The following is a 22,733-nucleotide window of genomic DNA, read 5'->3' on the forward strand; positions in this document are numbered from 1 at the left end:
TCAGCGCTCGCGGAACGTGACCCGGGGATGCGTACGGGTGATCACCGCACCGGGCTCTCGTCGGCCGGCTCGGTGCCCGCCGACGGAGCGGGCGTGGCGTCGACGGGCGGCAGCTCCACCACGCGCGAGTGCGGCCAGGGCCGGGACCAGCCGCCCATCTCCAGCAGCCGGTCGATCACGCCTGCGGTGAAGCCCCAGACGAGCATGCCGCGCACCGAGAAGGCGGGACCGATCCAGCCGCTCGGGTGGCGTACCCGCATGCGGTTGTCCGGGTCGACCAGCTCGGTGACCGGCAGCCGGGCGACGTGCGCGACCTCGGCCGGCTCGCGCGGGTGCACCGGGTGCGGGTCGTGCCACCAGGCGAGCACCGGGGTGACCACGAAGTCGCTGACCGGGATCCAGAGCCGGGGCAGCTCGGCCAGCACCGTGACGCTGCCCGGGTCGAGGCCGACCTCCTCGTTCGCCTCGCGCAGCGCGGTGGCGCGGGCGTCGGCGTCCTCCGGGTCGGCCGCACCACCCGGGAAGGCCGGCTGCCCGGCGTGGTTGCGCAGCGTCGCGGCGCGCTGGAGGACCAGCACGTCCGGCCCGGCGCCGGGCTCCTCGCCGAGCAGCACCAGCACGGCGCTCTCCCGGCCGCCGCTAGACGGCGTGACGATGCGGGTGAAGTCCTCCGCCCGTGCGGTGCCGAGTCGGCTCAGCAGCGGGTCGAACCACCCTGGGGGCGGCCGTCGGGTCATACCCGCACCCCGAGATGACGCTGGAGCAGCGCGGCGAGGCGGGCGTCGTCGAGCGCGCCGGTCGCGTCGGTGTGCCGGATCCGCCCGTCGGCGTCGACGAGCACCGTCAGCGGGAACGCGTTGCGTCCGAGCGCGCGCTGGAACGCGTCGCCCTGGTCGAGCAGCATCGGGAAGTCGACGCCGTAGTCCTCGCCGATGGACTGCGCGCCGCCGCGGCTGTCCCGGCTGTTCACGCCGATGACCTGGAACCGGCCGTCGGCCCGCTCGCTGAGCCGCTGGAACGCGGGCAGCTCCTTGCGGCACGGCGGGCACCAGGACGCCCACACGTTGATCACCGCCGGACCCTTGACGTCACGCAGACTCACCGGCGTGCCGCCGGTGAAGCAGTTGAGCGTCAGGTCGGGGAGCTGGTCCCCGGCCTTCCCTGCAAGCGTCGGGGACGCGGCGGCGGGCGCGACTGTCAGCGGGGTGCAGTCGGCGAACGGCGAGGGACGCTCGGCCCGGGTCGCCGGTGCGGGACGTTCCGGCTGCTCGGTCGTGGCGGTGCAGCCCGCGGCCGCGAGCAGCAGCGGGGCGAGAAGGTAGGCGAACCGGCGCATCACGGCACGTCCGCCGCGGCGGCCTGCTGCGGCACCAGGTCGGGGTCGAGGCCGACGGCCACCGCCAGGTCACGGGCGCGGGGGCCCTTGAGCAGCTTCGCCGCGGCGGCCGGCTCGGTCGGCCCGGTGCCGTACGCGGGGCACAGCTTCGCCAACGTGCACGCGCCGCAGGCGGGCTTGCGGGCGTGGCAGACCCGGCGGCCGTGGAAGATCACCCGGTGCGACAGCATCGTCCAGTCGCGCTTGGGGTAGAGCGCGCCGATCGCGTGCTCGATCTTGACCGGGTCGGTCTCGGTGGTGAGCTGCCACCGCTGCACCAGCCGCTGGAAATGCGTGTCGACGGTGATGCCGGGGACGCCGAACGCGTTGCCGAGGATGACGTTGGCGGTCTTGCGGCCGATGCCCGGCAGGGTCACCAGGTCGGCCAGCCGGCCGGGCACCTCGCCGTCGTACCGCTCGCAGAGCGCCCGCCCGAGGTTGATCAGGGAGCTGGTCTTGTTGCGGTAGAACCCGGTGGGCCGGATCATCTCCTCCAGCTCGGCGCGGTCCGCCCCGGCGTAGTCGGCGGCGGTGCGGTAGCGGGCGAACAGCTTCGGTGTGACCTCGTTGACCTTCTTGTCGGTGCACTGGGCGGACAGGATCGTCGCCACTGCCAGCTCCAGCGCGTTGGAGTGGTCGAGTTCACAGTGCGCGTCGGGGTGCGTCTCGGTCAGCACGCGGCCGATGCGCCGGGCGCGGCGCGTACGGCCGAGGTCGGTCTCGGGGGAGCGCGTGGTCACGTCGGCCAGCCTACGTCGCGGGGCCGACGCTCCGGCGGCTCGGCGCGGCCGGGGTGCGCTCAGCCACCCGCCGGTGCGGTGATCTTGCCGGTCCCGTCGAGCTTCGCGCCGGTGTCCGGGAAGTCGGCCCGGTTCAGTTCGCGGATCAGCCCGAGGCCGCGGTCCTGGCGGTCCACCGACGGACGGCCCACGCCGTTCATCACGGTGGAGGTGAACGTGCCGCCGGCGAACTTCCCCTCGGCGGTGAGCGACACCTTGAGCACGCCGCCCCAGCCGAGCCGCCCGGAGCTGTTCAGCGACTTGCCGCCACCGGCGAAGTTGCCGAGGCTGTACGCGATCAGCCGGCCCTTGTAGAACTCCATCCCGCGCAGCACGTGCGGGCCGTGGCCGATGACCAGGTCGGCGCCGGCGTCGATGACGGTGCGGGAGAAGCGGATCGGGTCGCCCCGGTTCTCGCCGAAGAACATCTCGGTGCCCGGCTTGACCCGGGTCTTGTCCGCCCCCTCGGCGCCCATGTGCACCTGCACCACGACGATCTGGGCCTGCTCCTTGGCCATCTCGATCACCTGCTTGGCGGCGTTCAGGTCGACCAGGCTGTTGGACCAGGGGTACGACGAGAACCCCACCACGGCGACCTTGATGCCCTTGACGTCCACCACAGTGATCTCGCCCGGGGCGCCGGTGTGCTTGAGCCCGTGCGCCTCCAGCGCCGACTGGGTGTTCTCGTAGCCCTGGCGGCCGTAGTCGTAGCCGTGGTTGTTGGCCTGGTTGAGCAGTTGGAACCCGGCCGACCGCAGGTGCGCGGCGTAACCGGGCGGCGCGCGGAACTGGTAGCAGTTCTTCGGCTCCGGGCCGCACTTGCCGGCGCCGGTGTCGTCGGTGAGCGGTTCCTCCAGGTTGCCCATCACGAGGTCGCCCTTGAGCGCCGACTTCACGTCGTCGAAGAAGCCCTTGCCGCCGTTGGGCGGCAGCCGGTCCGGCGCGTTGCCCATGATCACGTCACCGGTGGCGGTGAGCGAGATCGACGGCTCCTTCGACGCGTCGGGCGCCGCCGGCTGGTCACCCGTCTGGGGCCCGGCCGAGCCGGTCGATCCGCCGCCCTGCCCCGCCTGCCACCGTGGGTCGCCGCCGGACCCGCCGGCGTCGCCGCCGCAGCCGGCGACGAAGAGGACGGCGACGAGCGCGGCGAACGCGGCCAGGCGCCGGCCGGGCACAGCGCGACGCGGTGCGGGAACGGCGGCAGGCGACCCGGCGGCCGCGGCGCGGAGGGTACTGGGCACAGAGCGGGCGGAAGCGTACATCGTCGGCGACGCTACCGTCCCCGGAACGCCGCGACGAGGGCCGATCGGTCGGAAAACCCGGCGTGTCGCATGTGACGGGCGCACGTCAGCCCGCCCGGCGGTCGGACCAGGGCACGACGGTCCCGGCGCCGCCGGAGCGGACGGCGGCGTGCACGGCCCGGGCCAGCGGCGCGCCCCAGGCCGACCGGGGACCGCCGTACGGGGCCGGATCGCCCCCGGCCGGGCAGAGGACCGTCACCGCGTCGGTGGGGGTGCCGGTGGCGGGCAGTCCCAGTTCCCAGATCGCCTGCGCCTTCGCCTCGGTGGCGGTGGCCACGGCGTTGACCAGGGCGGCGTCGCCGAGCCGCACCGGCACGTACGCGACGATGTTGACCGTGCCGACGCGCTGCGCGGGCCGGGCCGGCTCGCTCGCGGCGGGCGGCGCCGGATCGGGCGCGGCGGCCCAGACCGGCGTGCCCAGGCCCACAGTCGCCCAGACCCGGACGCCGCCGTCGGTGCGGCGGACCACCTCGGTCACGTCCACGCCGGTCAGCAGCCCGACCCCGGGGCCGTCGAGGTCGAGGCCGTGGGCCAGCTCGGCCAGGTGCGCGGCGGGGTCGTCCCGGTCGTACGACATCGGCACCGTCGCGTTCAGCACCCACCCGCGGACGCCGATCCCCCCGCCGAGCGGCGCGGAGCCGACCGCCAGCAGCGGCGCCTCGGCCCGCCAGGCCAGCACGGGGATGTCCGACCCGGATTCGGACCGGCTGGTCAGGAACGGCTCACACAGCACGCCGGTCACCCTACGATCACAGGAGGGAACGGGTGGCGCCGGCCCGGACCGGAGGCGGGATCTTAGCTGCTCACCGGGTCGGGCGGGTTACGCCCAACGATCAAGATTCCAGGGGTGCACCTCTGATTCCTACTCATGTGCGCCTAGACTGGCGGCGCGCGAGGGATCAGCGGACGGCGGACCCGGCCGACGGACGGCACGCGCAGGCGGAGGTGCGCGATGGACGAGGTACTGGCCCGCAGCGGGATCTTCCAGGGTGTCGACCCGGAGGCTGCCGAGGCGCTCGCCAAGGAGATGGAGACGATCGAGGTCCGCAAGGGCGAGATCGTGTTCAACGAGGGCGAACCCGGCGACAGTCTCTACATCCTCCTGTCCGGCAAGATCAAGGTGGGTCGCCGCGCGGCGGACGGCCGGCAGAACCTGATCGCCGTGATGGGCCCGTCGGACATGGTCGGTGAGCTGTCGCTCTTCGACCCGGGTCCGCGTACGGCGACCGCGACGGCGGTCACCGACACCCGGCTGGTCCGGCTGCGCAAGCAGGCGCTGCGGCCGTGGCTGAACAACCGGCCCGAGATCGCCGAGCAGCTGCTGCGGGTGCTGGCCCGCCGGCTGCGCCGGACCAACGACTCGCTCGCCGACCTGATCTTCACGGACGTGCCGGGCCGGGTCGCCAAGAACCTGCTCCAGATGGCCGGCCGCTTCGGCACCCGCGACGGCGGCGTGCTGCGCGTGACGCACGACCTCACCCAGGAGGAGATCGCCCAGCTCGTCGGCGCCTCCCGGGAGACCGTCAACAAGGCGCTGGCCGACTTCGCCTCGCGCGGCTGGCTGCGGCTGGACGGCAAGAGCATCATCATCCTCGACCCGGAGCGCCTGGCCCGCCGCGCGCGGGTCTGACCTCCGTACCGGCCTCCCGGCCCGGCCCGCCTCCGTGCGAGCCGGGCCGGCGCCGTCTCTGCCCGCCGCAGAATCGCTTGGTCCTCCCGGGCCGGTGTCGCAAGGCTGGGACGATGCCTGATCGTGTCGCCGTCCTCTCCGACATCCACGGTGTGCTGCCCGCGCTGGAAGCCGTCCTGGCCGAGCCGGACGTGGCCGCCGCCGACCTGATCGTCCTCACCGGTGACCTGGCGGCCGGTCCGCAGCCGGTCGAGGTGCTGGACCGGTTGGCCGAACTCGGTGACCGGGCCTGCTGGGTCGGCGGGAACGCCGACCGGGAGCTGGTGCAGGCGCGGGCCGGGGTGGCTTCCCCGATCGAGGTCTCGAACTGGGCCGCCGGGCAGCTCCGCGACGACCAGGTGGCCCGGCTGGCCGCGCTGCCGCCGTCCGTCACGCTGCCGGTCACCGGCCTGGGCGAGGTGCTGTTCTGCCACGCGACCCCACGCGACGACGAGGAGGTCGTGCTCGTCGACTCGCGGCTCGACCGCTGGGCCGAGGTCTTCGCCGGCCTGCCGGCCGGGGTCGGCACCGTGGTCTGCGGGCACACGCACATGCCGTTCACCCGGCTGGTCGACCGCCGCCTGGTGGTGAACCCGGGCAGCGTCGGCATGCCGTACGGGGGCGCGGGCGCCTGGTGGGCGCTGCTCGGCCCGGGTGTGCAGTTGCGCCGGACCCGCTTCGACGTGGACGCCGCCTGCGCCCGGGTCGCCGCCGCGTCGGCGTTCCCGGACGCGGCGGCCTGGGCCGACGAGTACGTCCGCTCCCGCCACTCCGACGCCGACGCCCTCACGGTCTTCGCCCCGCGGGACGGCCGCTGACCCGAACCCTCCGGGAGGCGTCCGTCCAGCCTGGAGCGGGGCATCGCGATCCGCGACGCTGGGCTAGCGTGAAGTAGTGACGGACCGGCGGTATCGGATCCTCCTCGTCTCCAGCAGCGGCGGCGTCCTGCTCGACCTGCTCGCGCTCCGACCGTGGTGGGAGCGGCACGACCCGGTGTGGGTGGCGGTCCGCGCACCCGACACCGAGGTGGCGCTGACCGGGCAGCGGGTGCACTGGCAGCCCGAGCTGTCGACGCGCACCCGGTGGCGGGTGCTGCCGGCGGCCTGGCGGGCCCTGCTGCTGCTGCGCCGGGAGCGACCCGACGTGGTGGTCTCGGCCGGCACCGGCGTGGCCGTGGGCGTCTTCCTCGCCGCCCGCCTGCTCCGGGTGCCGTCGCTGTGGCTGGAGACGTTCAACATGACCGGGCCCGCCGGAGCCGCCGCCCGGCTCTGCTCCCGCCTCGCCACCGCCGTGCTGGTGCAGCGACCCGCCCTGCTGGCGTCCCGCCCTCGCGCGGTCCTCATCGGAGAGCTCTACTAGCCATGGCCCGCCTCCTGGTCACCGTCGGTATGGGCCCGTGGCCGTTCGACCGCCTGATCGAGGGTGTCGCGCCGCTGTGTGCCGCGCACGAGGTGTTCGTGCAGACCGGCACGTCGGCGGTGACCCCGCCGTGCCCGCACGCCCCGTTCCTGCCCCTGGACGACCTGCGAAGGCGGCTGGCCGCCGCCGACGTGGTGATCACCCACGCCGGGAACACGGTGCGGCTGGTCCAGCGGCTCGGCCGGGTGCCGGTCGCGGTGGCCCGGGAGGCGGCGCGGGGCGAGATGGGCAACGACCACCAGGTCGAATACCTGCGCGAGGAGGAACGCTCGGGCCGGGTGGTCGCGGTGTGGGACGTGGCCGAGCTGCCGGCCGTGGTGGCCGCGCACCCGCAGCGGCAACACCGGTTGCTCGCGGAACGCCCGTTGCCCGGCCCGGTCGACGGCGAACGCCTCGCCGCCACAATGGACGCGCTCTGCGCCCGGCTGGTCCGATGAGCCGGGCCGACGAGGCGGCACCCCGGGCGGATGTGCAGCCCTTCGCCACCCACCCGCTACGCCGGTACGCGTTCGCCTGGGCCGCACTGTCCGGCCGCACCGGCCGGCACCTCGACCTGGGCTGCGGCACCGGAGACTTCCTCGCCGTGCTGCACGAACACGGCACCGTGACCTGCGAGGGCGCCGACCCGCACCCGGGCTACCTCGCCGAGCTGGCGGCCCGCCACCCGGATCTGCCGCTGCACCGGCTCGGGGTCGGCGAGCCGCTGCCGTTCGCCGACCGCCACTTCGACTCGGTGAGCCTGCTCGACGTGCTGGAACACGTACCCGACGAGATCGCGCTGCTGACCGAGACGCACCGGGTGCTCGCCCCCGGCGGGCTGCTGGTGCTCACCGTGCCCCGGCGGCACGTCTTCACCTTCCTCGATCCGGACAATGCCAAGTTCGACTTCCCCCGGCTGCACCGCCGGATCTACTCGTGGCGGTTCGGGTCGCAGGTGTGGCACAGCCGGTTCGCCGACCTCTCCGACAACCTGCGGGGCGACATGTCGGTCGGCCGGGACCGGCACACCAACTACCGCACCGAAGACCTGCTCCGGCTGCTGCGCACGGCGGGCTTCACCCCGGCCACGGTGACCGGCGCCAACCTCTTCTGGCGGTGGTTGCAGATCCCGGCGCTGCTCACCGGCGGCCCGGTGCGCCGCCTGCTGGAGCGCGGCATCCATCTCGACGGCCGGCTGTTCCGCTCGGCCAACCTCTTCGTCACCGCCCGGAGACTGCCGTGACCGTCGCCGACACCGCCCGCCTCGCCTGGTTCTTCGGCCGGCTCGCCGTCAAGGAACGCATCGCGCCCCGGCTGCACGTACGGCCGCTGGTCGCCGAGCTGTTCCTCACCGACAACTGCAACCTGCGCTGCACGAGCTGCGGCTGCTGGACCACGAACACCAAGGGTGAACTCTCCACCGACGAGTGGCGCGACGTCCTGCGTCAGCTCGTCGCGCTGCGCATCCACAAGGTGAACTTCACCGGCGGCGAGCCGCTGATCCGGCCGGACGCGCTGGCCCTGATGTCGTACGCCCGCGAGGTGGGGGTACGCCACCTGCACCTGAACACCAACGGCATCCGCCTCACCCCGCCCGTTCTGGACGAGGTGCTCGCCGCAGGCGTACGCAGCTTCAACGTCTCCGTCGACGGCCCGACGGCGCTGGTGCACGACCGGATCCGCGGGCGACTCGGGGCCTTCGAGACGACGACCCGGCACCTGCGGAACCTGATCGCCGCCCGGGACCGGCTCGGTCTGAAGGTACGGATGAACTTCACCGTCATGCGGGACAACGTGGACAGCCTGCCCGGCATCGCGGCGCTGGCCCAGGAGCTGGGCGTGGCGCTCTATCTCAACCTGGTCACCGACCGGACGTTCCTGTTCCGCACCGACGCGGTCACCGACCAGACCGACGTGGCCGGCGACCGGCTCGACGCGGCGCTGGCCGAGCTGGAGACGATGGCCCGGGCCGACCGGCGGTGGTTGCCGCGTTACTCCGAGCTGCGTTACCTGCGTGGGCACTTCGACGATCTCGTCCAGCGCGACCTGCCGTGCGCCGAGTCACAGCTCAAGTTGATGGTGCACTCCCGGGGGGAGATCGGCGGCTGCTGGGCGCACGACCCGACCGCCTCGGTCCGGCAGCGCCCGATCGCCGAGATCGTCGACGCGCCGGAATACCGGGACGAGCACGCGCGGCTGTTCCGCAAGGAGTGTGTCGGCTGCGGCAGCAACTACAGCCTCAACCTGCGCTGGCGGCCGGGCACCTACCTGGCCGACCGGCAGTGGCTGCGGGGGCGGCGCCGTCTTGTCTGAGCCGATGCGCCCGAGCCAGCCGCTGTACGACGCGCTGGCGTCCGGCTACGAGGAGCATTTCGCGGTGCCGCACCGGCGTGCCTACGACGACCTGGCGTGGGAGCGGGTCGAGGCGTTGTTGCCGCCGGGCGCCCCGGTGGTGGACGCCGGTTGCGGCGTGGGCCGGTGGGCCCGGCGGCTGCTCGACCTCGGCCATCCGGTGACCGGCGTCGAGCAGGCGCCGGGCATGGTCGCCGAACTGCGCCGTCATCCGCCCGGTCCCGGCTTCACGCTGGTCGAGGGCTCGATGACGGAGGTGACACTGCCGGCTACGGCCGGCGCGGTGCTGGCGATGGGTTCCCTGCAGTACACAGCCGATCCCGAGCAGGCGGTCCGGCACCTGGCCGGGTGGTTGCGCCCGGGTGGCGTGCTGGCCGTGCTGGTCGACTCACTGGTGGGCCTGGTCCTCGAACTGGTCGGTGCGGGCCGGGACGACGAGGCGGTGGACCGGCTGACCCGCCGGCGGGGTGTCTGGCGTGCCGAGGGGCACGCCGCCGATTTGCACCTGCTGGACCGGGCCCGGTTGGAGGCCGCGTTCCGCGCCGCCGGCCTGGTCGAGATCCGCAGCGCCGGGCTGCTGGTCAGCGCCGCCGCGGTGGGGCGGGCCGGGCTGGCCGGGCGGCTGTCCGCCGACCGGGACGCGCTGCTGGCGCTGGAGCGACGGCTGGGCGACGACCCGGTCCTCGCCGACGCCGGCAAGCAACTACTGGTGACCGGCCGCCGCCCTCCGGGTTGACCGCCCGCCCGGTTCAGTCCAGGCAGCGGCGGAGCGCCGCGACTACCCGTTCCGCCTGTTCCACGGTGATCTCCGAGGACATCGGCAGGGCCAGCGCCTCGGCGTCCAGCCGTTCGGTCACCGGTAGGCGTTCACCGCCGCCGAGCGGGCCGGTGTGGATCGCCGCGAAGTAGGGCTTGGTCTGTACGCCGAGGGCGGCCAGCCGCGTCGCCACGCGGTCGCGCCGGGCGAAGCGCGCCACCCAGTGCACCCAGCAGTGCCGGTCCCCGGGACGGACCTGCTGGACCTCCACCGGCAGAGCGGACGCGGCGGCGGCGTAGACCTCGGCCACCTCTGCCCGGCACCGGACCAGCGTGTCCAGCTCCGCGAGCTGGTCGACCGCGACGACGGCGTGCAGTTCGTTCATCAGCTCGGAGCGGGTCCAGCCGGCGGGTGCGGCGAGGACCGCCTCGGCGGCGTCGGCGGGCAGCACCAGCGCGCCGCCGGCGCCACCGGCCGACACGACCTTGGCGAAGCTCATCGAGTACGAGTGCGACAACGCCTGCTGTGCCACCGGACGCCCCTGGTGCAGGCTGCCGAGGGCGGCGGCGGAGTCGGCCAGCAGGGCCACCCCGGCGGGGTCGCAGACCGCCCGCAGGGCCGGATAGTCGCACGGGTTGCCGAAGGTGTCGACGCAGAGCACCAGTCGTACGCCGCCCCGCTCGATCGCGGCGGCGACAGCAACGGGGTCGATCGTCCAGGTCGCGGCGTCCACGTCGACGAAACGCAGCGTGTACCCGAGTTGGACCAGGATCTCGGCGGTCGCGGGGAACGTGTAGGACGGCAGCACCGCCACGTCGCCGGGGTGGGCCGGCCCGACGGTGGCGGCCACCATGATCCGCAGGGCGGCGGTCCCCGAGGCGGTGACCAGCACCCGGTGGTCGTCGTCGAGTTGCAACTCCTTGCCGAGGCGTTCGGTCAGCTCGCGCGTCCACCGGTTGCCGTGCTTGACCTCCCCGCTGACGAGCGCCTCCTGCTGGCGGGCGACGACCGTCTCGGGGCGGGCCGGCGGGGGCGGCACCACGACCGGCAGCGGCGGTCGGAACAGGGGAGCCCTGTCGTCGCCGACCTCGGCCACCAGCTTCGCCAGGGCCGGGCGGAGCGGCTCGACCCGGTGACCGGCGGCGGTCAGCTTGTCGGTGACCACCAGGCCGGAGCTGTCCGATGCCGGGCGCGGCATGGTGAGCAGCGGTGCCGACGAGCCGCACAGGTCGCGGATCCAGGTCGCGAGGTCGGTCAGCGGCACCGGTTCCCCGCCCACGTTCCACACGCCGGGGCCGATGCCGCGCAGGAGGATCCGTGCGAGTGTGTCCGCGGGCAGGAAGCTGCGTACGGTGTCCGCGGTGACCGGCAGTGGCAGTCCCTGGCGGGCCCGGCGGACCAGCCGGGTGGCCACGCGGTGCTGGCCCGCGCCGAAGACGTTCGCGAGCCGGAGCACGGTCAGCCGGTCGGGCGGGATCGCGTCCGCGACGAGTCGTTCCTGTGCGAGCTTCGCCATCGCGTACGTCCACCGGTGGGTGGGGTCGGCGTCGGCCATCGCCCGGGCGAGTGGGGCGGCCCGCCACGGCGGGCAGGGTTCCCGGGCCAGGTCGCGCACGCGGGCGCACCACCTGTCGAGTTCTCCGGCGGACCACGGCAGGTCGGGCGCGGTGTCCTCGGTGAGCGGGCCGGGCGCGGCGCCGTAGACCTCGACGGAGGAGGTGAGCACCACCTGGCGTCCGGCCAGGCGGGGCAGGAGCCGGGCAGTGCTGACGGCGTTGTCCAGCGGCAGCGTCCACGGGTGGCGGGGCCGGGGGTGGCTCGCGCCGAGCAGCACCACGACGATGCCGGGCGGCAGCTCGGGCGGGTCGGCGGTGAGCAGGTCCGCCCTGATCCAGTCGAGGCCGGCGGCGGTGTTCGCCTCGGCGGGCGGATGACGGTCCACTGCGGTGACCCGCGCGCCGGCGGCCAGCAGCGCCCCGGCGGTCGCCGTGCCCAGAAAGCCTGCCCCTCCGACGAGCACAAAGTCATTCATGTTGTGCCTCCCCGTGAGCCCGCACGATATCGCGGAAAACGGCCGCGTGGAGGTGTCGGATAGCGGTCCGGGACCGCGTCGGCGACACCCCAAAAAAAGTCAGGCTTGACTGTTTGTTTTGGGCGGGGCACGCTGTCTGCGTGTCGAGCCGAGTCCCGCAGCAGGAGCGCAGCCGCGCCACCCAGGCCCGGCTGCTGGAAGCGACAGTCGAGTGCCTGGTGGAGCACGGCTGGTCCGGAACCACTACGACCGTGGTGGCCGCCCACGCGGGTGTCTCCCGGGGCGCCCAGCTGCACCACTACCCCACCAGGACCGCGCTGGTGACCGCCGCCGTCACGCACCTGACCGAGCGCCGGGCGGCCGAGCTGCGCGCCGAGGCCGCGGCCCTGCCGTCCGGGCCGCAGCGGCTCGACGGGGTGGTCGACCTGCTCGCCGCCTCCTTCACCGGCCCCCTGTTCGTGGCCGCGCTGGAGCTGTGGGTGGCCGCCCGGACCGACGCCGAGCTGCGCGCCGCGCTGGTGCCGCTGGAGGCGCGGATCGGCCGCGAGATGCACCGGCTCACCGTCGAGCTGCTCGGCGTGGACGAGCGCAAGCCGGGCGTACGCGAGTCGGTGCAGGCCACCCTCGACCTCCTCCGCGGTCTCGGCGTGGCCAACCTGCTCAGCGACGACTCGCCCCGCCGCGCCGCCCTGCTGCACACCTGGAAACGCCAGCTCGCCACGCTGCTCACCCCCGAGAGCGAGCGGCACTGATCCCCTGACGCCCATCCCCGCCGGAGGCACAATGGTCGACCTGACAGCCCTGCTCGCGGATCTGGCCGCCGAGTCCGAACAGCTCGACGCGCTCGTCGCGGAACTGCCGCCGGAGGGATGGGAGCAGCCGACACCGGCCCCGGGCTGGACCGTCGCGCACCAGGTCGCGCACCTGGCCTGGACCGACCACGTCGCCTACCTGGCGGCCACCGACGAGTCGGCGTTCTTCGCCTCGGTCATGGCCGCGCCGGACCCGTCGCGCCTGGTCGAGGACGGCGCCGAGTCGTTCCTCGCGCCACCGCCCGCGCTGCTGGCCCGCTGGCGCGCCGGCCGGTCGGCGCTCGCCGGGGCGCTCGCCGCCGTCCCGGCCGGGCAGAAGATCCCCTGGTACGGCACCAGCATGTCCCCCACGTCGATGGTGACCGCCCGGCTGATGGAGACGTGGGCGCACGGCGAGGACGTGGCCGACGCACTGGGCGTCAGCCGCACCCCGACCGAGCGTCTGCGGCACATCGCGCACCTCGGCTTCCGTACCCTCGGGCACGGCTTCGCAGCCCACGGCCGCGAGGTGCCCACGGTGCCGGTGCGGGTCGAGCTGACCGCGCCCGCGGGCGGCGACGTGTGGGAGTTCGGGCCGGCCGACGCGGCCGACCGGGTGACCGGCCCGGCGCTCGACTTCTGCCTGCTCGTCACGCAGCGCCGGCACCGAGCGGACCTGGCCCTGACCGCCACCGGACCGGTCGCCGACGAGTGGCTGGACGTGGCCCAGGCGTTCGCCGGCCCGCCCGGCGGCAAGCGTGAGCCGGACGGAGCCTCCTCGTGAGCGTGCTGCGGGTGGGGAACGCATCCGGCTTCTACGGCGACCGCTTCACCGCCTGGCGGGAGATGCTCGACGGCGGCGAGCTGGACGTGCTGACCGGCGACTACCTGGCCGAGCTGACCATGCTCATCCTCGGCCGCGACCGGATGCGCGACCCGTCGCTCGGCTACGCCAAGACGTTCCTGCGCCAGGCGGAGGGCGTGCTCGGCACCGCGCTGGACCGCGGCGTCACGCTGGTCACCAACGCGGGCGGCCTCAACCCGGCCGGGCTGGCCGACGCGATCCGGTCGCTCGGCGACCGGCTCGGCCTCCAGGTGCGGGTCGGGTACGTCGAGGGCGACGCGATCCAGCGGCCGGACGCGCTGACCGCGAACGCCTACCTGGGCGCGTTCGGGATCGCGGCCTGCCTCGACGCGGGCGCGGACGTGGTGGTCACCGGGCGGGTCACCGACGCCTCGCTGGCGGTCGGCCCGGCCGTCGCCCGCTTCGGGTGGACCCGCGACGACCTCGACGCGCTGGCCGGCGCGACTGTGGCCGGGCACCTGATCGAGTGCGGCGCGCAGGTCACCGGCGGCAACTTCAGCTTCTTCACCGAGCTGCCGGACGGCGGGCACCGGCCCGGCTTCCCGATCGCCGAGCTGCACCCGGACGGCTCGTCGGTGCTCACCAAGCATTCCGGCACCGGCGGCGCGGTCACCGTCGAGACGGTCACCGCCCAACTGCTGTACGAGGTGGGCGGGCCGGACTACCTCGGGCCGGACGTGGTGACCCGGCTGGACACCGTGCGGCTGGAGCAGGAGGGCCCGGACCGGGTACGCGTGTCCGGGGTGCGGGGCACGCCACCGCCGGACACGCTCAAGGTGGGCGTCAACAACCTGGGCGGCTTCCGCAACGCGATGACGTTCGTGCTGTGCGGGCTGGACATCCCGGCCAAGGCGGCACTGGTCCGGGGCCAGATCGAGGAGTCGGTCGGCACGGAGGGGCTGGAGTTCACGCTGGCCCGTACCGACCACCCGGACACCGGCGACACCGAGGCGGCGAGCGCGCTGCTGCACGTACACCTGCGCGACGGCGACAAGTCGCGGGCCGGGCGGGCGTTCTCGGCGGCGGCGGTGGAGCTGGCGCTGGCCTCGTACCCGGGCTGCACGCTCACCACGCTGCCCGGTGACGCCACGCCGTACGGGGTGTTCACCGCCGACACGATCGCGCAGGACGCGGTCGAGCACGTCGCGGTGCTGCCGTCCGGCGAGCGGGTACCGATCCCGGCGCCGGTCGCCACGGCGACACCGGCCGGAGCACCGGCACGGGAGGTCACCGCCGTACCGGCTCCGGCCGCCACCCGGCGCGGGCCGCTCGGTGAGCTGGTCGGCGCGCGGTCCGGCGACAAGGGCGGCGACGCCAACCTGGGCGTCTGGGCCCGCACCGACGCGACCTGGCCCTGGCTGCGCGACTGGCTGACGGTGGAGCGGCTGGCCGAGCTGCTGCCGGAGACCGCGGCGCTCACAGTCGAGCGGTACGAGCTGCCGAACCTGCGCGCTGTCAACTTCGTGATCCGAGGGCTGCTCGGGCAGGGCGTGGCCGCGTCCACCCGGTTCGACCCCCAGGCCAAGGCGCTCGGCGAGCTGCTGCGCTCGCGAGTGGTCGACCTACCGACGGAGGTTCCGGCATGACCATCGTGGACACGCCGGAACGCCGGCAACTGCGCGAGCTGACCCGCTCGTTCGTCACCCGGGAGGTGCTGCCGCACCTGTCCGACTGGGAACGGGCGGGCGAGGTGCCCCGCTCGCTGCACGAGACCGCCGCGAAGATCGGCCTGCTCGGCATCGGCTTCCCGGAGTCGGTCGGCGGCAGCGGCGGTGACCTGCTCGACTCGATGGTGGTCACCGAGGAGATCATCCGCTCGGGCGGGTCGTCCGGGCTGGTCGCCGCGTTGTTCACGCACGGGATCGCGCTGCCGCACATCGTCGAGACCCAGGACGAAGGGCTGATCGAGAGGTACGTCCGGCCCGCGCTGGCCGGGACGATGATCGGCGCGCTCGCGATCACCGAGCCGGACGGCGGCTCGGACGTGGCGGGCATCCGCACCTGCGCGGTCCGCGACGGCGACCACTACGTCGTCAACGGCTCCAAGACGTACATCACCAGCGGGGCCCGTGCCGACTTCGTCACCACCGCGGTCTGCACCGACTTCCCCGGTTCGGGCTCGGTCAGCCTGCTCGTGATCGACAAGGGCTCGCCCGGGTTCACGGTGGGGCGGCGGCTGGAGAAGCTGGGCTGGCACTGCTCGGACACCGCCGAGCTGTCCTTCGTCGACGTCCGGGTGCCGGTGACGAACCGGGTCGGCCCGGAGGACACCGGGTTCCTCGCCATCATGCAGCAGTTCGCCAACGAGCGGCTGTCACTCGCCACCCAGGCGTACGCGACCGCGCAGCGCTGCGTGGACCTGGCGGTGCAGTGGTGCCGGGACCGCCGGACGTTCGGCCGTCCGCTCGTCGGGCGCCAGGTCGTCCGGCACAAGCTGGCCGAGATGCACAGCCGCACCGACGCGGCGCGGGCGTACGTGCACGACGTCGCCGAGCGGGTGGCCGCCGGGCAGCCGGTGGTGACCGAGGTGGCGATCGCGAAGAACGTGGCGGTGTCCGCGTGCGACTTCGTCGTCGACGCCGCGCTGCAACTGCACGGTGGCTTCGGCTACATGCGTGACGCCGAGGTGGAGCGGCACTACCGCGACGCCCGTCTGCTCGGCATCGGCGGCGGCACCACCGAGATCATGAACGAGATCATCGCGAAGGGCATGGGCCTGTGAGTACGACAGTCCTGCAGAGCACGATCGACCCGTCCGCACCCGCCTTCACCGCCAACCGGGAGGCGCTGCTGGAGCGCCTGGCCGAGCTGGAGGAGGCACTCGACCAGGCCCGGGGCGGTGGTGGCGAGAAGTACGTGACCCGCCACCACGGTCGCGGCAAGCTGCTCCCCCGGGAACGCATCGAGCTGCTGCTCGACCCGGACAGCCCGTTCCTGGAGCTGTCGTCGGTGGCCGCGTACGGCACGGACTTCCCGGTCGGTGCCAGCACCGTGACCGGCATCGGCGTGGTCGAGGGCGTCGAGTGCCTGATCGTGGCGAACGACCCGACGGTACGCGGCGGCGCGATCAACCCGTGGTCGCTGGCGAAGACCCGGCGGGCGGGTGAGATCGCGGCGGCCAACCGGCTGCCGATGGTGAACCTGGTCGAGTCGGCCGGCGCGGACCTGCCCACCCAGGCGGAGATCTTCATTCCCGGCGGGCGGGTGTTCCGCGACCTGACCCGCCTGTCCGCGCAGCGGATCCCGACCGTGAGCGTGGTCTTCGGCAACGCCACAGCCGGCGGCGCGTACGTGCCCGGCATGTCGGACTTCACCGTCATGATCCGCGACCGTTCGCAGGTCTACCTGGCCGGGCCCCCGCTGGTGAAGATGGCCACCGGCGAGGTCACCGACGACGAGTCACTGGGCGGCGCGTCGATGCACGCCACCACGTCCGGCCTGGCCGACTTCCTCGCCGAGGACGAGCGCGATGGCATCCGGCTGGCCCGGCAGTGCGTCCGCCGGCTCAACTGGCGCAAGCACGGTCCCCCGCCGCGCAACCCGCACCCGCTGCCACCCCGGTACGACCCGGAGGAGCTGCTCGGCATCGCCAGCGCCGACCTGAAGGTGCCGTTCGACCCGCGCGACGTGCTGGCCCGGGTGCTCGACGACAGCGCGTTCGACGAGTTCAAGCCCGGCTACGGCACCGCGCTGGTCACCGGCTGGGGTGAGCTGCACGGCTACCCGGTCGGCGTGCTGGCGAACGCCCGGGGCGTGCTGTTCAGCGAGGAGGCGCAGAAGGCGGCCCAGTTCATCCAGCTCGCCAACGCGGCGGACACGCCACTGGTCTTCCTCCAGAACACCACCGGCTACATGGTCGGCACCGAGTACGAGCAGCGCGGCATCATCAAGCACGGCGCCTTCATGATCAACGCGGTGTCGAACTCGAAGGTGCCGCATCTGACCGTCAACCTGGGCGCCTCCTACGGCGCCGGCAACTACGGCATGTGCGGCCGGGCGTACGAGCCGCGGTTCCTGTTCACCTGGCCGAACGCGAAGTCGGCGGTGATGGGCCCGGCGCAGCTCGCCGGGGTGCTGTCCATCGTGGCCCGGCAGGCCGCCGCCGCCCGGGGACGCGAGTACGACGAGGACACCGACGCCGCCATGCGGATGATGGTCGAGCAGCAGATCGAGTCGCAGTCCGGCGCGCTGTTCCTGTCCGGGCGGCTCTACGACGACGGGGTGATCGACCCCCGGGACACCCGTACCGTCCTCGGGCTCTGCCTGTCGGCGATCCACAACGGACCGGTGAAGGGCGCCGACGGTTTCGGCGTCTTCCGGATGTAGGGGGCGTACTCACAATGATCACCAAGCTTCTGGTCGCCAACCGGGGCGAGATCGCCCGCCGGGTCTTCGCCACCTGCCGCGCCCTCGGTGTGGCCACCGTCGCCGTGCACTCCGACGCGGACGCCGACGCGCCGTTCGTCGCCGACGCCGACCAGGCCGTGCGGCTACCAGGTAACACGCCGGCCGAGACGTACCTGCGCATCGACGCCGTCCTGGACGCGGCCCGGCGCTCCGGCGCGGACGCCGTCCACCCCGGCTACGGGTTCCTGGCGGAGAACGCCGAGTTCGCGGCGGCGGTGACCGACGCGGGCCTGACCTGGGTCGGGCCGTCGGCCAAGGCGATCGCCGCGATGGGCGACAAGATGGCCGCCAAGGCGCTGCTCGCCGACGCGGGCGTGCCGATGCTGCCCACCTGGACCGACCCGGCCGAGGTCACCGCCTTCCCGGTGCTGGTCAAGGCATCGGCGGGCGGCGGCGGCCGGGGCATGCGGATCGTCCGCGACGCCGCCGGGCTGGCCGAGGCCGTCGCGGGCGCGCGCCGCGAGGCGGCTGCGGCGTTCGGCGACGGCACCGTCTTCATCGAGCGGTACGTGGAACGCGGCCGCCACGTCGAGGTGCAGATCTTCGGCGACACCCACGGCACCGTCGTGGCCCTCGGGGTACGCGACTGCTCGATCCAGCGCCGCCACCAGAAGATCGTCGAGGAGGCGCCCGGTGTGCTGCCCGACGACGTGCGCGCGGCGCTGCACGAGGCGGCGGTGGCGGCCGGGCGGGCCGTCGACTACGTCGGCGCGGGAACCGTGGAGTTCCTGCTCGCGCCGGACGGGCAGGTGCACTTCCTGGAGATGAACACCCGCCTCCAGGTGGAACATCCGGTCACCGAGCTGACCACCGGGCTGGACCTGGTCCGGCTGCAACTGCTCGTCGCCGAGGGCGAGCCGCTGCCGGTCACCGCCACGCCGCCCGCCGACGGTCACGCCATCGAGGTACGGCTGTGCGCCGAGGACCCGGCTCAGGGCTTCCGCCCGGCCACCGGCACGCTGCACCGGTTCGCGATTCCCGGGGTGGCCGCCGAGTTCGGTCCGGCCCGTGGGCTGCGCCTGGACTCCGGTGTGGTGGACGGCTCGGCGGTGAGCGTGCACTACGACTCGATGCTGGCGAAGCTGGTCGCCTGGGCGCCCACCCGCAGCGAGGCGGCCCGCGCGCTGGCCGGTGCGCTCGCCCGCGCCGAACTGCACGGCGTGGCGACCAACCGGGATCTGCTGGTCCGCGTGCTGCGCAGCGCGGAGTTCGCGGCCGTGGACGTGGACACCGGCTTCCTGGACCGGCACCCCGAGGTGTTCGAGCCGCTGCTGCCGGCCGAGCAGCTTCCGGTGACGGCACTGGCGGCGGCGCTGTCCGGGGCCGCCACGCGCCGGGCCGCCGCACCGGTACTGGCCGGGTTGCCGTCGGGCTGGCGCAACGTGCCCGCCTTCCCGCAGGTCACCCGGTTCACCGGACCGGGCGACGAGGAGATCGAGGTCCGGTACCGGCTCGACCGCACCGGCGGGCTCGCCGAATGGTCGGTGTCCCCGTCCGACGCCACGCCGGCCGTGACGGTCGTGGACGCCGCCCCGGACCGGGTGCTGCTCGACGTGGACGGGGTGCGGCGGGCCTTCCGCGTACACCGGGCGGGGTCGTCGGTCTTCGTGGACGGCCCGGACGGGGCGGCGAGCCTCACCGAGCTGCCCCGCCTCCCACTGCCCACCGCGGAGCTGGCGGCCGGGTCGCTGCTCGCGCCGCTGCCCGGCGCGGTGACCCGCGTGCACGTGGAGGTCGGCCAGCGGGTCGCCGCCGGTGACCTGCTGCTGACGCTGGAAGCGATGAAGCTCGAACATCCCGTGCTCGCCCCCGCCGACGGCGTGGTGACGGAGCTGCCGGTGCCGGCCGGCGGCCAGGTCGAGACGGGTGCCGTACTTGCCGTGGTGGACCCCGAGGAGGACCCGCAGTGAACTTCGACCTGACCCCCGAGCAGGACCAGCTCCGCGACGCCGTACGGGCGTTGGGCCGCAAGTACGGCCACTCCTACTTCGTCGAGAAGGCCAAGTCCGGTGAGCACACCACCGAGCTGTGGCACGAGGCCGGCCGGCTGGGCTACCTGGGCGTGAACATCCCCACCGAGTACGGTGGCGGGGGCGGCGGCATCACCGAGCTGGCGCTGGTGTGCGAGGAACTGGCCGCGACGGGCTGCCCGCTGCTGCTGCTCGTGGTCTCCCCCGCCATCGCCGCCACGATCATCAACAAGCACGGCACCGAGGAGCAGCGCAAGAAGCACCTCCCCGGCCTCGCCGACGGCTCCCAGAAGATCGTCTTCGCGATCACCGAGCCGGACGCCGGATCGAACTTCCACCGCCTCGCCACAGTGGCCCGCCGTGACGGCGACGACTGGCTGCTCAGCGGCCGGAAGATCTACATCTCCGGTGTCGACGAGGCCGGGCACGTCCTCGTGGTCGCTCGTACCGAGGACGCGTCCACCGGGAAGCTCAAGCCGGCGCTGTTCATCGTGCCGACCGACGCGCCCGGCCTGGAGAAGTCCAAGCTGGACATGGAGATCCTGTCGCCGGAGAACCAGTTCCTGCTGTTCCTCGACGACGTCCGGCTCCCCGCCGACGCGCTCGTCGGCGAGTCGCTCGACGCCGGTCTGCCGGCGCTGTTCGCCGGGCTCAACCCGGAGCGCATCACTGTTGCCGCGATGGGTGCCGGCACCGGCCGGTACGCGATCGAGAAGGCGTCCGACTACACCGCCACCCGCAAGGTGTGGGGCGGGCGCTCGATCGGCTCGCACCAGGGGGTGGCGCACCCGCTGGCGCACGCGGCAGTGCAGGTCGAACTGGCCCGGCTGATGATCCACAAGGCGGCGACGCTCTACGACGCGGGCCGCGACCTGGAAGCCGGCATCTCCGGCAACATGGCCAAGTACGCGGCGGGCGAGGCCGCCGCGCTCGCCGTCGACACCGCCGTCCAGGCGCTCGGCGGGGCCGGCATGACCACCGAGTACGGCGTGGCCACGCTGCTCGGCGCGGTACGCGCGGGCCGGATCGCCCCGGTCAGCCGGGAGATGATCCTCAACTTCGTCGCCCAGCACGTCCTGGGCCAGGACAAGTCCTACTGACCCACAGTCTTCACCCGGGCGGCTGACGCCCGCCTCGCCCGAGCGCGGGGTGGGCCCGGGGTACGGCGGGTGCCCGATCACCCGCCGTACCCCGGGGGTCCGTCAGCGGACGGTCAGCGTGCCGACCGCCGGGCGCGGCGTCGCCACCGGCGGCAGCCGCTTCGGCTCGCCCCGGCCCGGCTCGCCCGCCCGGGCCAGCGCGCTCTTCGACGCGTCCGCCCGGCTTGCCGCCGCGTCCTCCTGGAACGGCTGCGCGTCACCGACGCAGATCGTGCCCCTGGTCGGCAGCTTGCCGGTCAGCAGGTACGCGTCGATCCGGCCGGTCGCGCACGCCGAGGTGCCGTACGCGGTGTGACCCCAGCTGTCGCTGCTCAGCAGGCGGCTGTTCGGCAGCAGCTTCGCCGAGCTGACCGCGCCCTGGTAGTTGGTCGCCGGGTCCCAGTAGTTGCCGACCACGAGCACCGGGGCGGCGGTGACCCGGTTGAACGGCCCGGTCCAGGCGTCCTCGTCCCGCACCGTCCACGTGTTGCGGGCACAGGGCGCGGTGCCCCAGGCCCACGCCCGCCCGAAGTAGGGCGCCCGCTTGTCCTCCTTCGCCGACAGCGCCGGCCAGGCGTCGGCGCTCTTCGGGTGGTACGCGTCGGTGCAGTCGACGGTCAGGAACGTCTCCAGCCCGTTGTCGTACGGGAAGTCGTACCCGCGCTGCTGGCGCGCCTGCGCGGCGCGGGCGGCGAGCGCCTTCCGGGCCGACGCGGTGGTGGCCCTGCCGGCGGCCGGGTCGGTCGCGGCCAGAAGCTGCACGGTGATGTCGACGACCGACTGCCAGCCGTACGGGTCGTAGAGCGCGCTGAGCGTGGCGCCGACGAAGTCGGCGTAGCTGACCGTGAAGGAGCCGAAGTCCGGGTCCTCGATCACCACCGGCTTCTTGCGCAGCCGCTTGGCCACCGTGTCGTACGCGGCGAGCGGATCGCCGGTGGCGGCCAGCGCGCACTGCTCGGCGCCGGCCCTGCCGCACCGGGCCAGGATCTCCCGCAGTGCCCGGTACGCCCCGTCGGCGCTGCGCAGCCGCGTCTCCTGGAGCTGGTTGCGGGCACTGCCCTGGCCGACCCAGGCGTTCGGGTCGAGCACACCGTCGACGACGAGCGCGCGGAAGCGGTCCGGGAACATGTTGGCGTAGTACTGGCCCAGCGCGGTGCCGTAGCTGAACCCGAGGTAGCTGAGCAACTTGTCGCCGACGGCCCGGCGCAGCACGTCCATGTCGCGGGCCACCTCGGCGGTGGACGCCGCGCCGGTCAGCGGCTTGCCGGTGGTGGAGCACGCCTTCCCGACCGCCTTCGACGCGGCGACGTACGCCTTCTCCTCCGCCCTGGTCCACGGGAACGCGACGTTCAGCCCGGCGTACGCCCGGGTCTGGTCCTTCACCGAGCGGAAGCACTTGATGTTCTCGCTGGCCTCGACGCCGCGCGGGTCGACGCCGACGATGTCGAAGCGGTCGAGCAGGTCGTCGCCGAGGAAGTAGGGCGCGGCGAGCGCGATGCTCGTGCCGGAGCCACCCGGGCCACCCGGGTTGAGGAACAGGCTGCCGACCTTGCGCTGCTGGTCGCGGGCCTTGACCCGCAGCAACGCGACCTCGGTCGTGGCGCCCTTCGGGTTGTCGTAGTCCAGCGGCAGCCGGACCGTGGCGCACTCGGCGTAGTCGTAGCAGGCGTACCAGTCGAGCTTCGGCGTCGGCACGCGGTCCACCCGGCGCGCCTCGGCGGCGCTGGTGCGGTCGTGCGCGGGTGGTTGCGGAGTCGCCGCCGCGGCGGGCGCGACGGCCGGTCCGGCGAGGAGGACGCCGGCGATCCCGGTTGCGGCCAGGGATCGGATTGAACGGGGCATGGAGCTGCCTTCCGTCGGGGAACGAATCCGTCGAGGAGACCTCGACCCCCGTCACT

Annotated in this window: 21 protein-coding genes; 14 read left to right on the forward strand and 7 right to left on the reverse strand. The window is 73.7% G+C overall.

Going from position 1 to position 22,733, the window contains the following annotated elements; genetic code table 11:
- Positions 1–41: 41 nt before the first annotated feature.
- From ACN27D_RS11990 to ACN27D_RS12010, 5 genes are all read right to left on the reverse strand, one after another.
- Positions 42–737: an NUDIX hydrolase gene (locus ACN27D_RS11990; protein WP_421499120.1), complete on the reverse strand. Its 696-nt coding sequence runs from the start codon at positions 735–737 to the stop codon at positions 42–44.
- Entirely contained in the window at positions 734–1,336 is a 603-nt protein-coding gene (locus tag ACN27D_RS11995; protein ID WP_357900224.1) for a TlpA family protein disulfide reductase, read from the reverse strand. The genes ACN27D_RS11990 and ACN27D_RS11995 overlap by 4 nt, the downstream gene beginning before the upstream one ends.
- The gene (nth, locus tag ACN27D_RS12000; RefSeq protein WP_372443333.1) at positions 1,336–2,178 is read right to left on the reverse strand and encodes an endonuclease III; all 843 of its coding nucleotides are present in this window, start codon (positions 2,176–2,178) and stop codon (positions 1,336–1,338) included. Before nth ends, ACN27D_RS11995 begins: the two co-directional genes overlap by 1 nt.
- On the reverse strand, positions 2,175–3,329 hold the full coding sequence (locus tag ACN27D_RS12005; RefSeq protein WP_421499121.1) for a CapA family protein: 1,155 nt from the start codon (positions 3,327–3,329) through the stop codon (positions 2,175–2,177). The genes nth and ACN27D_RS12005 overlap by 4 nt, the downstream gene beginning before the upstream one ends.
- 172 nt (positions 3,330–3,501) lie before the next feature.
- On the reverse strand, positions 3,502–4,188 hold the full coding sequence (locus ACN27D_RS12010) for an adenosylcobinamide amidohydrolase (RefSeq protein WP_421499122.1): 687 nt from the start codon (positions 4,186–4,188) through the stop codon (positions 3,502–3,504).
- Positions 4,189–4,407: 219 nt separating this feature from the next.
- Here ACN27D_RS12010 and ACN27D_RS12015 point away from each other — a divergent pair, with 219 nt between their 5' ends.
- The 7 genes from ACN27D_RS12015 to ACN27D_RS12045 all read left to right on the forward strand — a co-directional run bounded on the left by ACN27D_RS12015 (position 4,408) and on the right by ACN27D_RS12045 (position 9,610).
- The gene (locus ACN27D_RS12015) at positions 4,408–5,085 is read left to right on the forward strand and encodes a Crp/Fnr family transcriptional regulator (protein ID WP_007466162.1); all 678 of its coding nucleotides are present in this window, start codon (positions 4,408–4,410) and stop codon (positions 5,083–5,085) included.
- A 113-nt stretch (positions 5,086–5,198) separates the two neighbouring features.
- Entirely contained in the window at positions 5,199–5,942 is a 744-nt protein-coding gene (locus ACN27D_RS12020) for a metallophosphoesterase family protein (protein WP_121685126.1), read from the forward strand.
- A gap of 76 nt (positions 5,943–6,018) precedes the next feature.
- Entirely contained in the window at positions 6,019–6,483 is a 465-nt protein-coding gene (locus tag ACN27D_RS12025; RefSeq protein ID WP_421499123.1) for a hypothetical protein, read from the forward strand.
- A 2-nt stretch (positions 6,484–6,485) separates the two neighbouring features.
- Complete coding sequence (locus ACN27D_RS12030; RefSeq protein WP_121685125.1) at positions 6,486–6,980, forward strand: hypothetical protein; 495 nt, start codon at positions 6,486–6,488, stop codon at positions 6,978–6,980.
- Entirely contained in the window at positions 6,977–7,765 is a 789-nt protein-coding gene (locus tag ACN27D_RS12035) for a class I SAM-dependent methyltransferase (RefSeq protein WP_421499124.1), read from the forward strand. Before ACN27D_RS12030 ends, ACN27D_RS12035 begins: the two co-directional genes overlap by 4 nt.
- Positions 7,762–8,835 (forward strand): radical SAM protein, encoded by a 1,074-nt coding sequence (locus tag ACN27D_RS12040; RefSeq protein ID WP_158614802.1) that lies wholly within the window; start codon positions 7,762–7,764, stop codon positions 8,833–8,835. Before ACN27D_RS12035 ends, ACN27D_RS12040 begins: the two co-directional genes overlap by 4 nt.
- A gap of 4 nt (positions 8,836–8,839) precedes the next feature.
- The gene (locus ACN27D_RS12045) at positions 8,840–9,610 is read left to right on the forward strand and encodes a class I SAM-dependent methyltransferase (RefSeq protein WP_120572766.1); all 771 of its coding nucleotides are present in this window, start codon (positions 8,840–8,842) and stop codon (positions 9,608–9,610) included.
- 13 nt (positions 9,611–9,623) lie between these two features.
- Here ACN27D_RS12045 and ACN27D_RS12050 read toward each other — a convergent pair whose 3' ends face one another.
- Positions 9,624–11,663, reverse strand: a complete 2,040-nt coding sequence (locus ACN27D_RS12050) for an aminotransferase class I/II-fold pyridoxal phosphate-dependent enzyme (RefSeq protein WP_421499125.1) — start codon at positions 11,661–11,663, stop codon at positions 9,624–9,626.
- 140 nt (positions 11,664–11,803) lie between these two features.
- On the opposite strand from ACN27D_RS12050, the gene ACN27D_RS12055 reads away from it, so the two are divergent.
- From ACN27D_RS12055 to ACN27D_RS12085, 7 genes are read left to right on the forward strand one after another with little or no spacing between them, the layout of a single operon-like run.
- Positions 11,804–12,415, forward strand: coding sequence for a TetR/AcrR family transcriptional regulator (locus ACN27D_RS12055; protein WP_357155078.1), 612 nt, complete (start codon positions 11,804–11,806; stop codon positions 12,413–12,415).
- A 31-nt stretch (positions 12,416–12,446) separates the two neighbouring features.
- Positions 12,447–13,238 (forward strand): TIGR03084 family metal-binding protein, encoded by a 792-nt coding sequence (locus ACN27D_RS12060; protein ID WP_120572763.1) that lies wholly within the window; start codon positions 12,447–12,449, stop codon positions 13,236–13,238.
- Positions 13,235–14,905, forward strand: a complete 1,671-nt coding sequence (locus tag ACN27D_RS12065; RefSeq protein ID WP_364808801.1) for an acyclic terpene utilization AtuA family protein — start codon at positions 13,235–13,237, stop codon at positions 14,903–14,905. Before ACN27D_RS12060 ends, ACN27D_RS12065 begins: the two co-directional genes overlap by 4 nt.
- Entirely contained in the window at positions 14,902–16,041 is a 1,140-nt protein-coding gene (locus ACN27D_RS12070; RefSeq protein ID WP_364808803.1) for an acyl-CoA dehydrogenase family protein, read from the forward strand. Before ACN27D_RS12065 ends, ACN27D_RS12070 begins: the two co-directional genes overlap by 4 nt.
- Positions 16,038–17,645, forward strand: coding sequence for an acyl-CoA carboxylase subunit beta (locus ACN27D_RS12075; RefSeq protein WP_421499126.1), 1,608 nt, complete (start codon positions 16,038–16,040; stop codon positions 17,643–17,645). The genes ACN27D_RS12070 and ACN27D_RS12075 overlap by 4 nt, the downstream gene beginning before the upstream one ends.
- 14 nt (positions 17,646–17,659) lie before the next feature.
- Positions 17,660–19,636 carry a biotin carboxylase N-terminal domain-containing protein gene (locus ACN27D_RS12080; RefSeq protein WP_421499127.1) on the forward strand — a complete coding sequence of 659 codons (1,977 nt, stop codon included), beginning with the start codon at positions 17,660–17,662 and terminating at the stop codon, positions 19,634–19,636.
- On the forward strand, positions 19,633–20,796 hold the full coding sequence (locus ACN27D_RS12085) for an acyl-CoA dehydrogenase family protein (RefSeq protein ID WP_350815430.1): 1,164 nt from the start codon (positions 19,633–19,635) through the stop codon (positions 20,794–20,796). The genes ACN27D_RS12080 and ACN27D_RS12085 overlap by 4 nt, the downstream gene beginning before the upstream one ends.
- Positions 20,797–20,898: 102 nt before the next feature.
- On the opposite strand, the gene ACN27D_RS12090 is transcribed toward ACN27D_RS12085, so the two are convergent.
- Positions 20,899–22,677 (reverse strand): alpha/beta hydrolase, encoded by a 1,779-nt coding sequence (locus tag ACN27D_RS12090; protein WP_421499128.1) that lies wholly within the window; start codon positions 22,675–22,677, stop codon positions 20,899–20,901.
- Between the last annotated feature and the right edge of the window lie 56 nt (positions 22,678–22,733).

The sequence above is a fragment of the Micromonospora sp. WMMD1274 genome (assembly GCF_049179035.1).
Lineage (GTDB): Bacteria > Actinomycetota > Actinomycetes > Mycobacteriales > Micromonosporaceae > Micromonospora > Micromonospora tulbaghiae.

Coding starts and splice junctions, on each gene's coding strand:
- ACN27D_RS11990 (WP_421499120.1), bottom strand. CDS start 737: ATGACCCGACGGCCGCCCCCAGGGTGGTTCGACCCGCTGCTGAGCCGA.
- ACN27D_RS11995 (WP_357900224.1), bottom strand. CDS start 1,336: ATGCGCCGGTTCGCCTACCTTCTCGCCCCGCTGCTGCTCGCGGCCGCG.
- ACN27D_RS12015 (WP_007466162.1), top strand. CDS start 4,408: ATGGACGAGGTACTGGCCCGCAGCGGGATCTTCCAGGGTGTCGACCCG.
- ACN27D_RS12020 (WP_121685126.1), top strand. CDS start 5,199: ATGCCTGATCGTGTCGCCGTCCTCTCCGACATCCACGGTGTGCTGCCC.
- ACN27D_RS12030 (WP_121685125.1), top strand. CDS start 6,486: ATGGCCCGCCTCCTGGTCACCGTCGGTATGGGCCCGTGGCCGTTCGAC.
- ACN27D_RS12035 (WP_421499124.1), top strand. CDS start 6,977: ATGAGCCGGGCCGACGAGGCGGCACCCCGGGCGGATGTGCAGCCCTTC.
- ACN27D_RS12045 (WP_120572766.1), top strand. CDS start 8,840: ATGCGCCCGAGCCAGCCGCTGTACGACGCGCTGGCGTCCGGCTACGAG.
- ACN27D_RS12050 (WP_421499125.1), bottom strand. CDS start 11,663: ATGAATGACTTTGTGCTCGTCGGAGGGGCAGGCTTTCTGGGCACGGCG.
- ACN27D_RS12060 (WP_120572763.1), top strand. CDS start 12,447: ATGGTCGACCTGACAGCCCTGCTCGCGGATCTGGCCGCCGAGTCCGAA.
- ACN27D_RS12070 (WP_364808803.1), top strand. CDS start 14,902: ATGACCATCGTGGACACGCCGGAACGCCGGCAACTGCGCGAGCTGACC.
- ACN27D_RS12080 (WP_421499127.1), top strand. CDS start 17,660: ATGATCACCAAGCTTCTGGTCGCCAACCGGGGCGAGATCGCCCGCCGG.
- ACN27D_RS12090 (WP_421499128.1), bottom strand. CDS start 22,677: ATGCCCCGTTCAATCCGATCCCTGGCCGCAACCGGGATCGCCGGCGTC.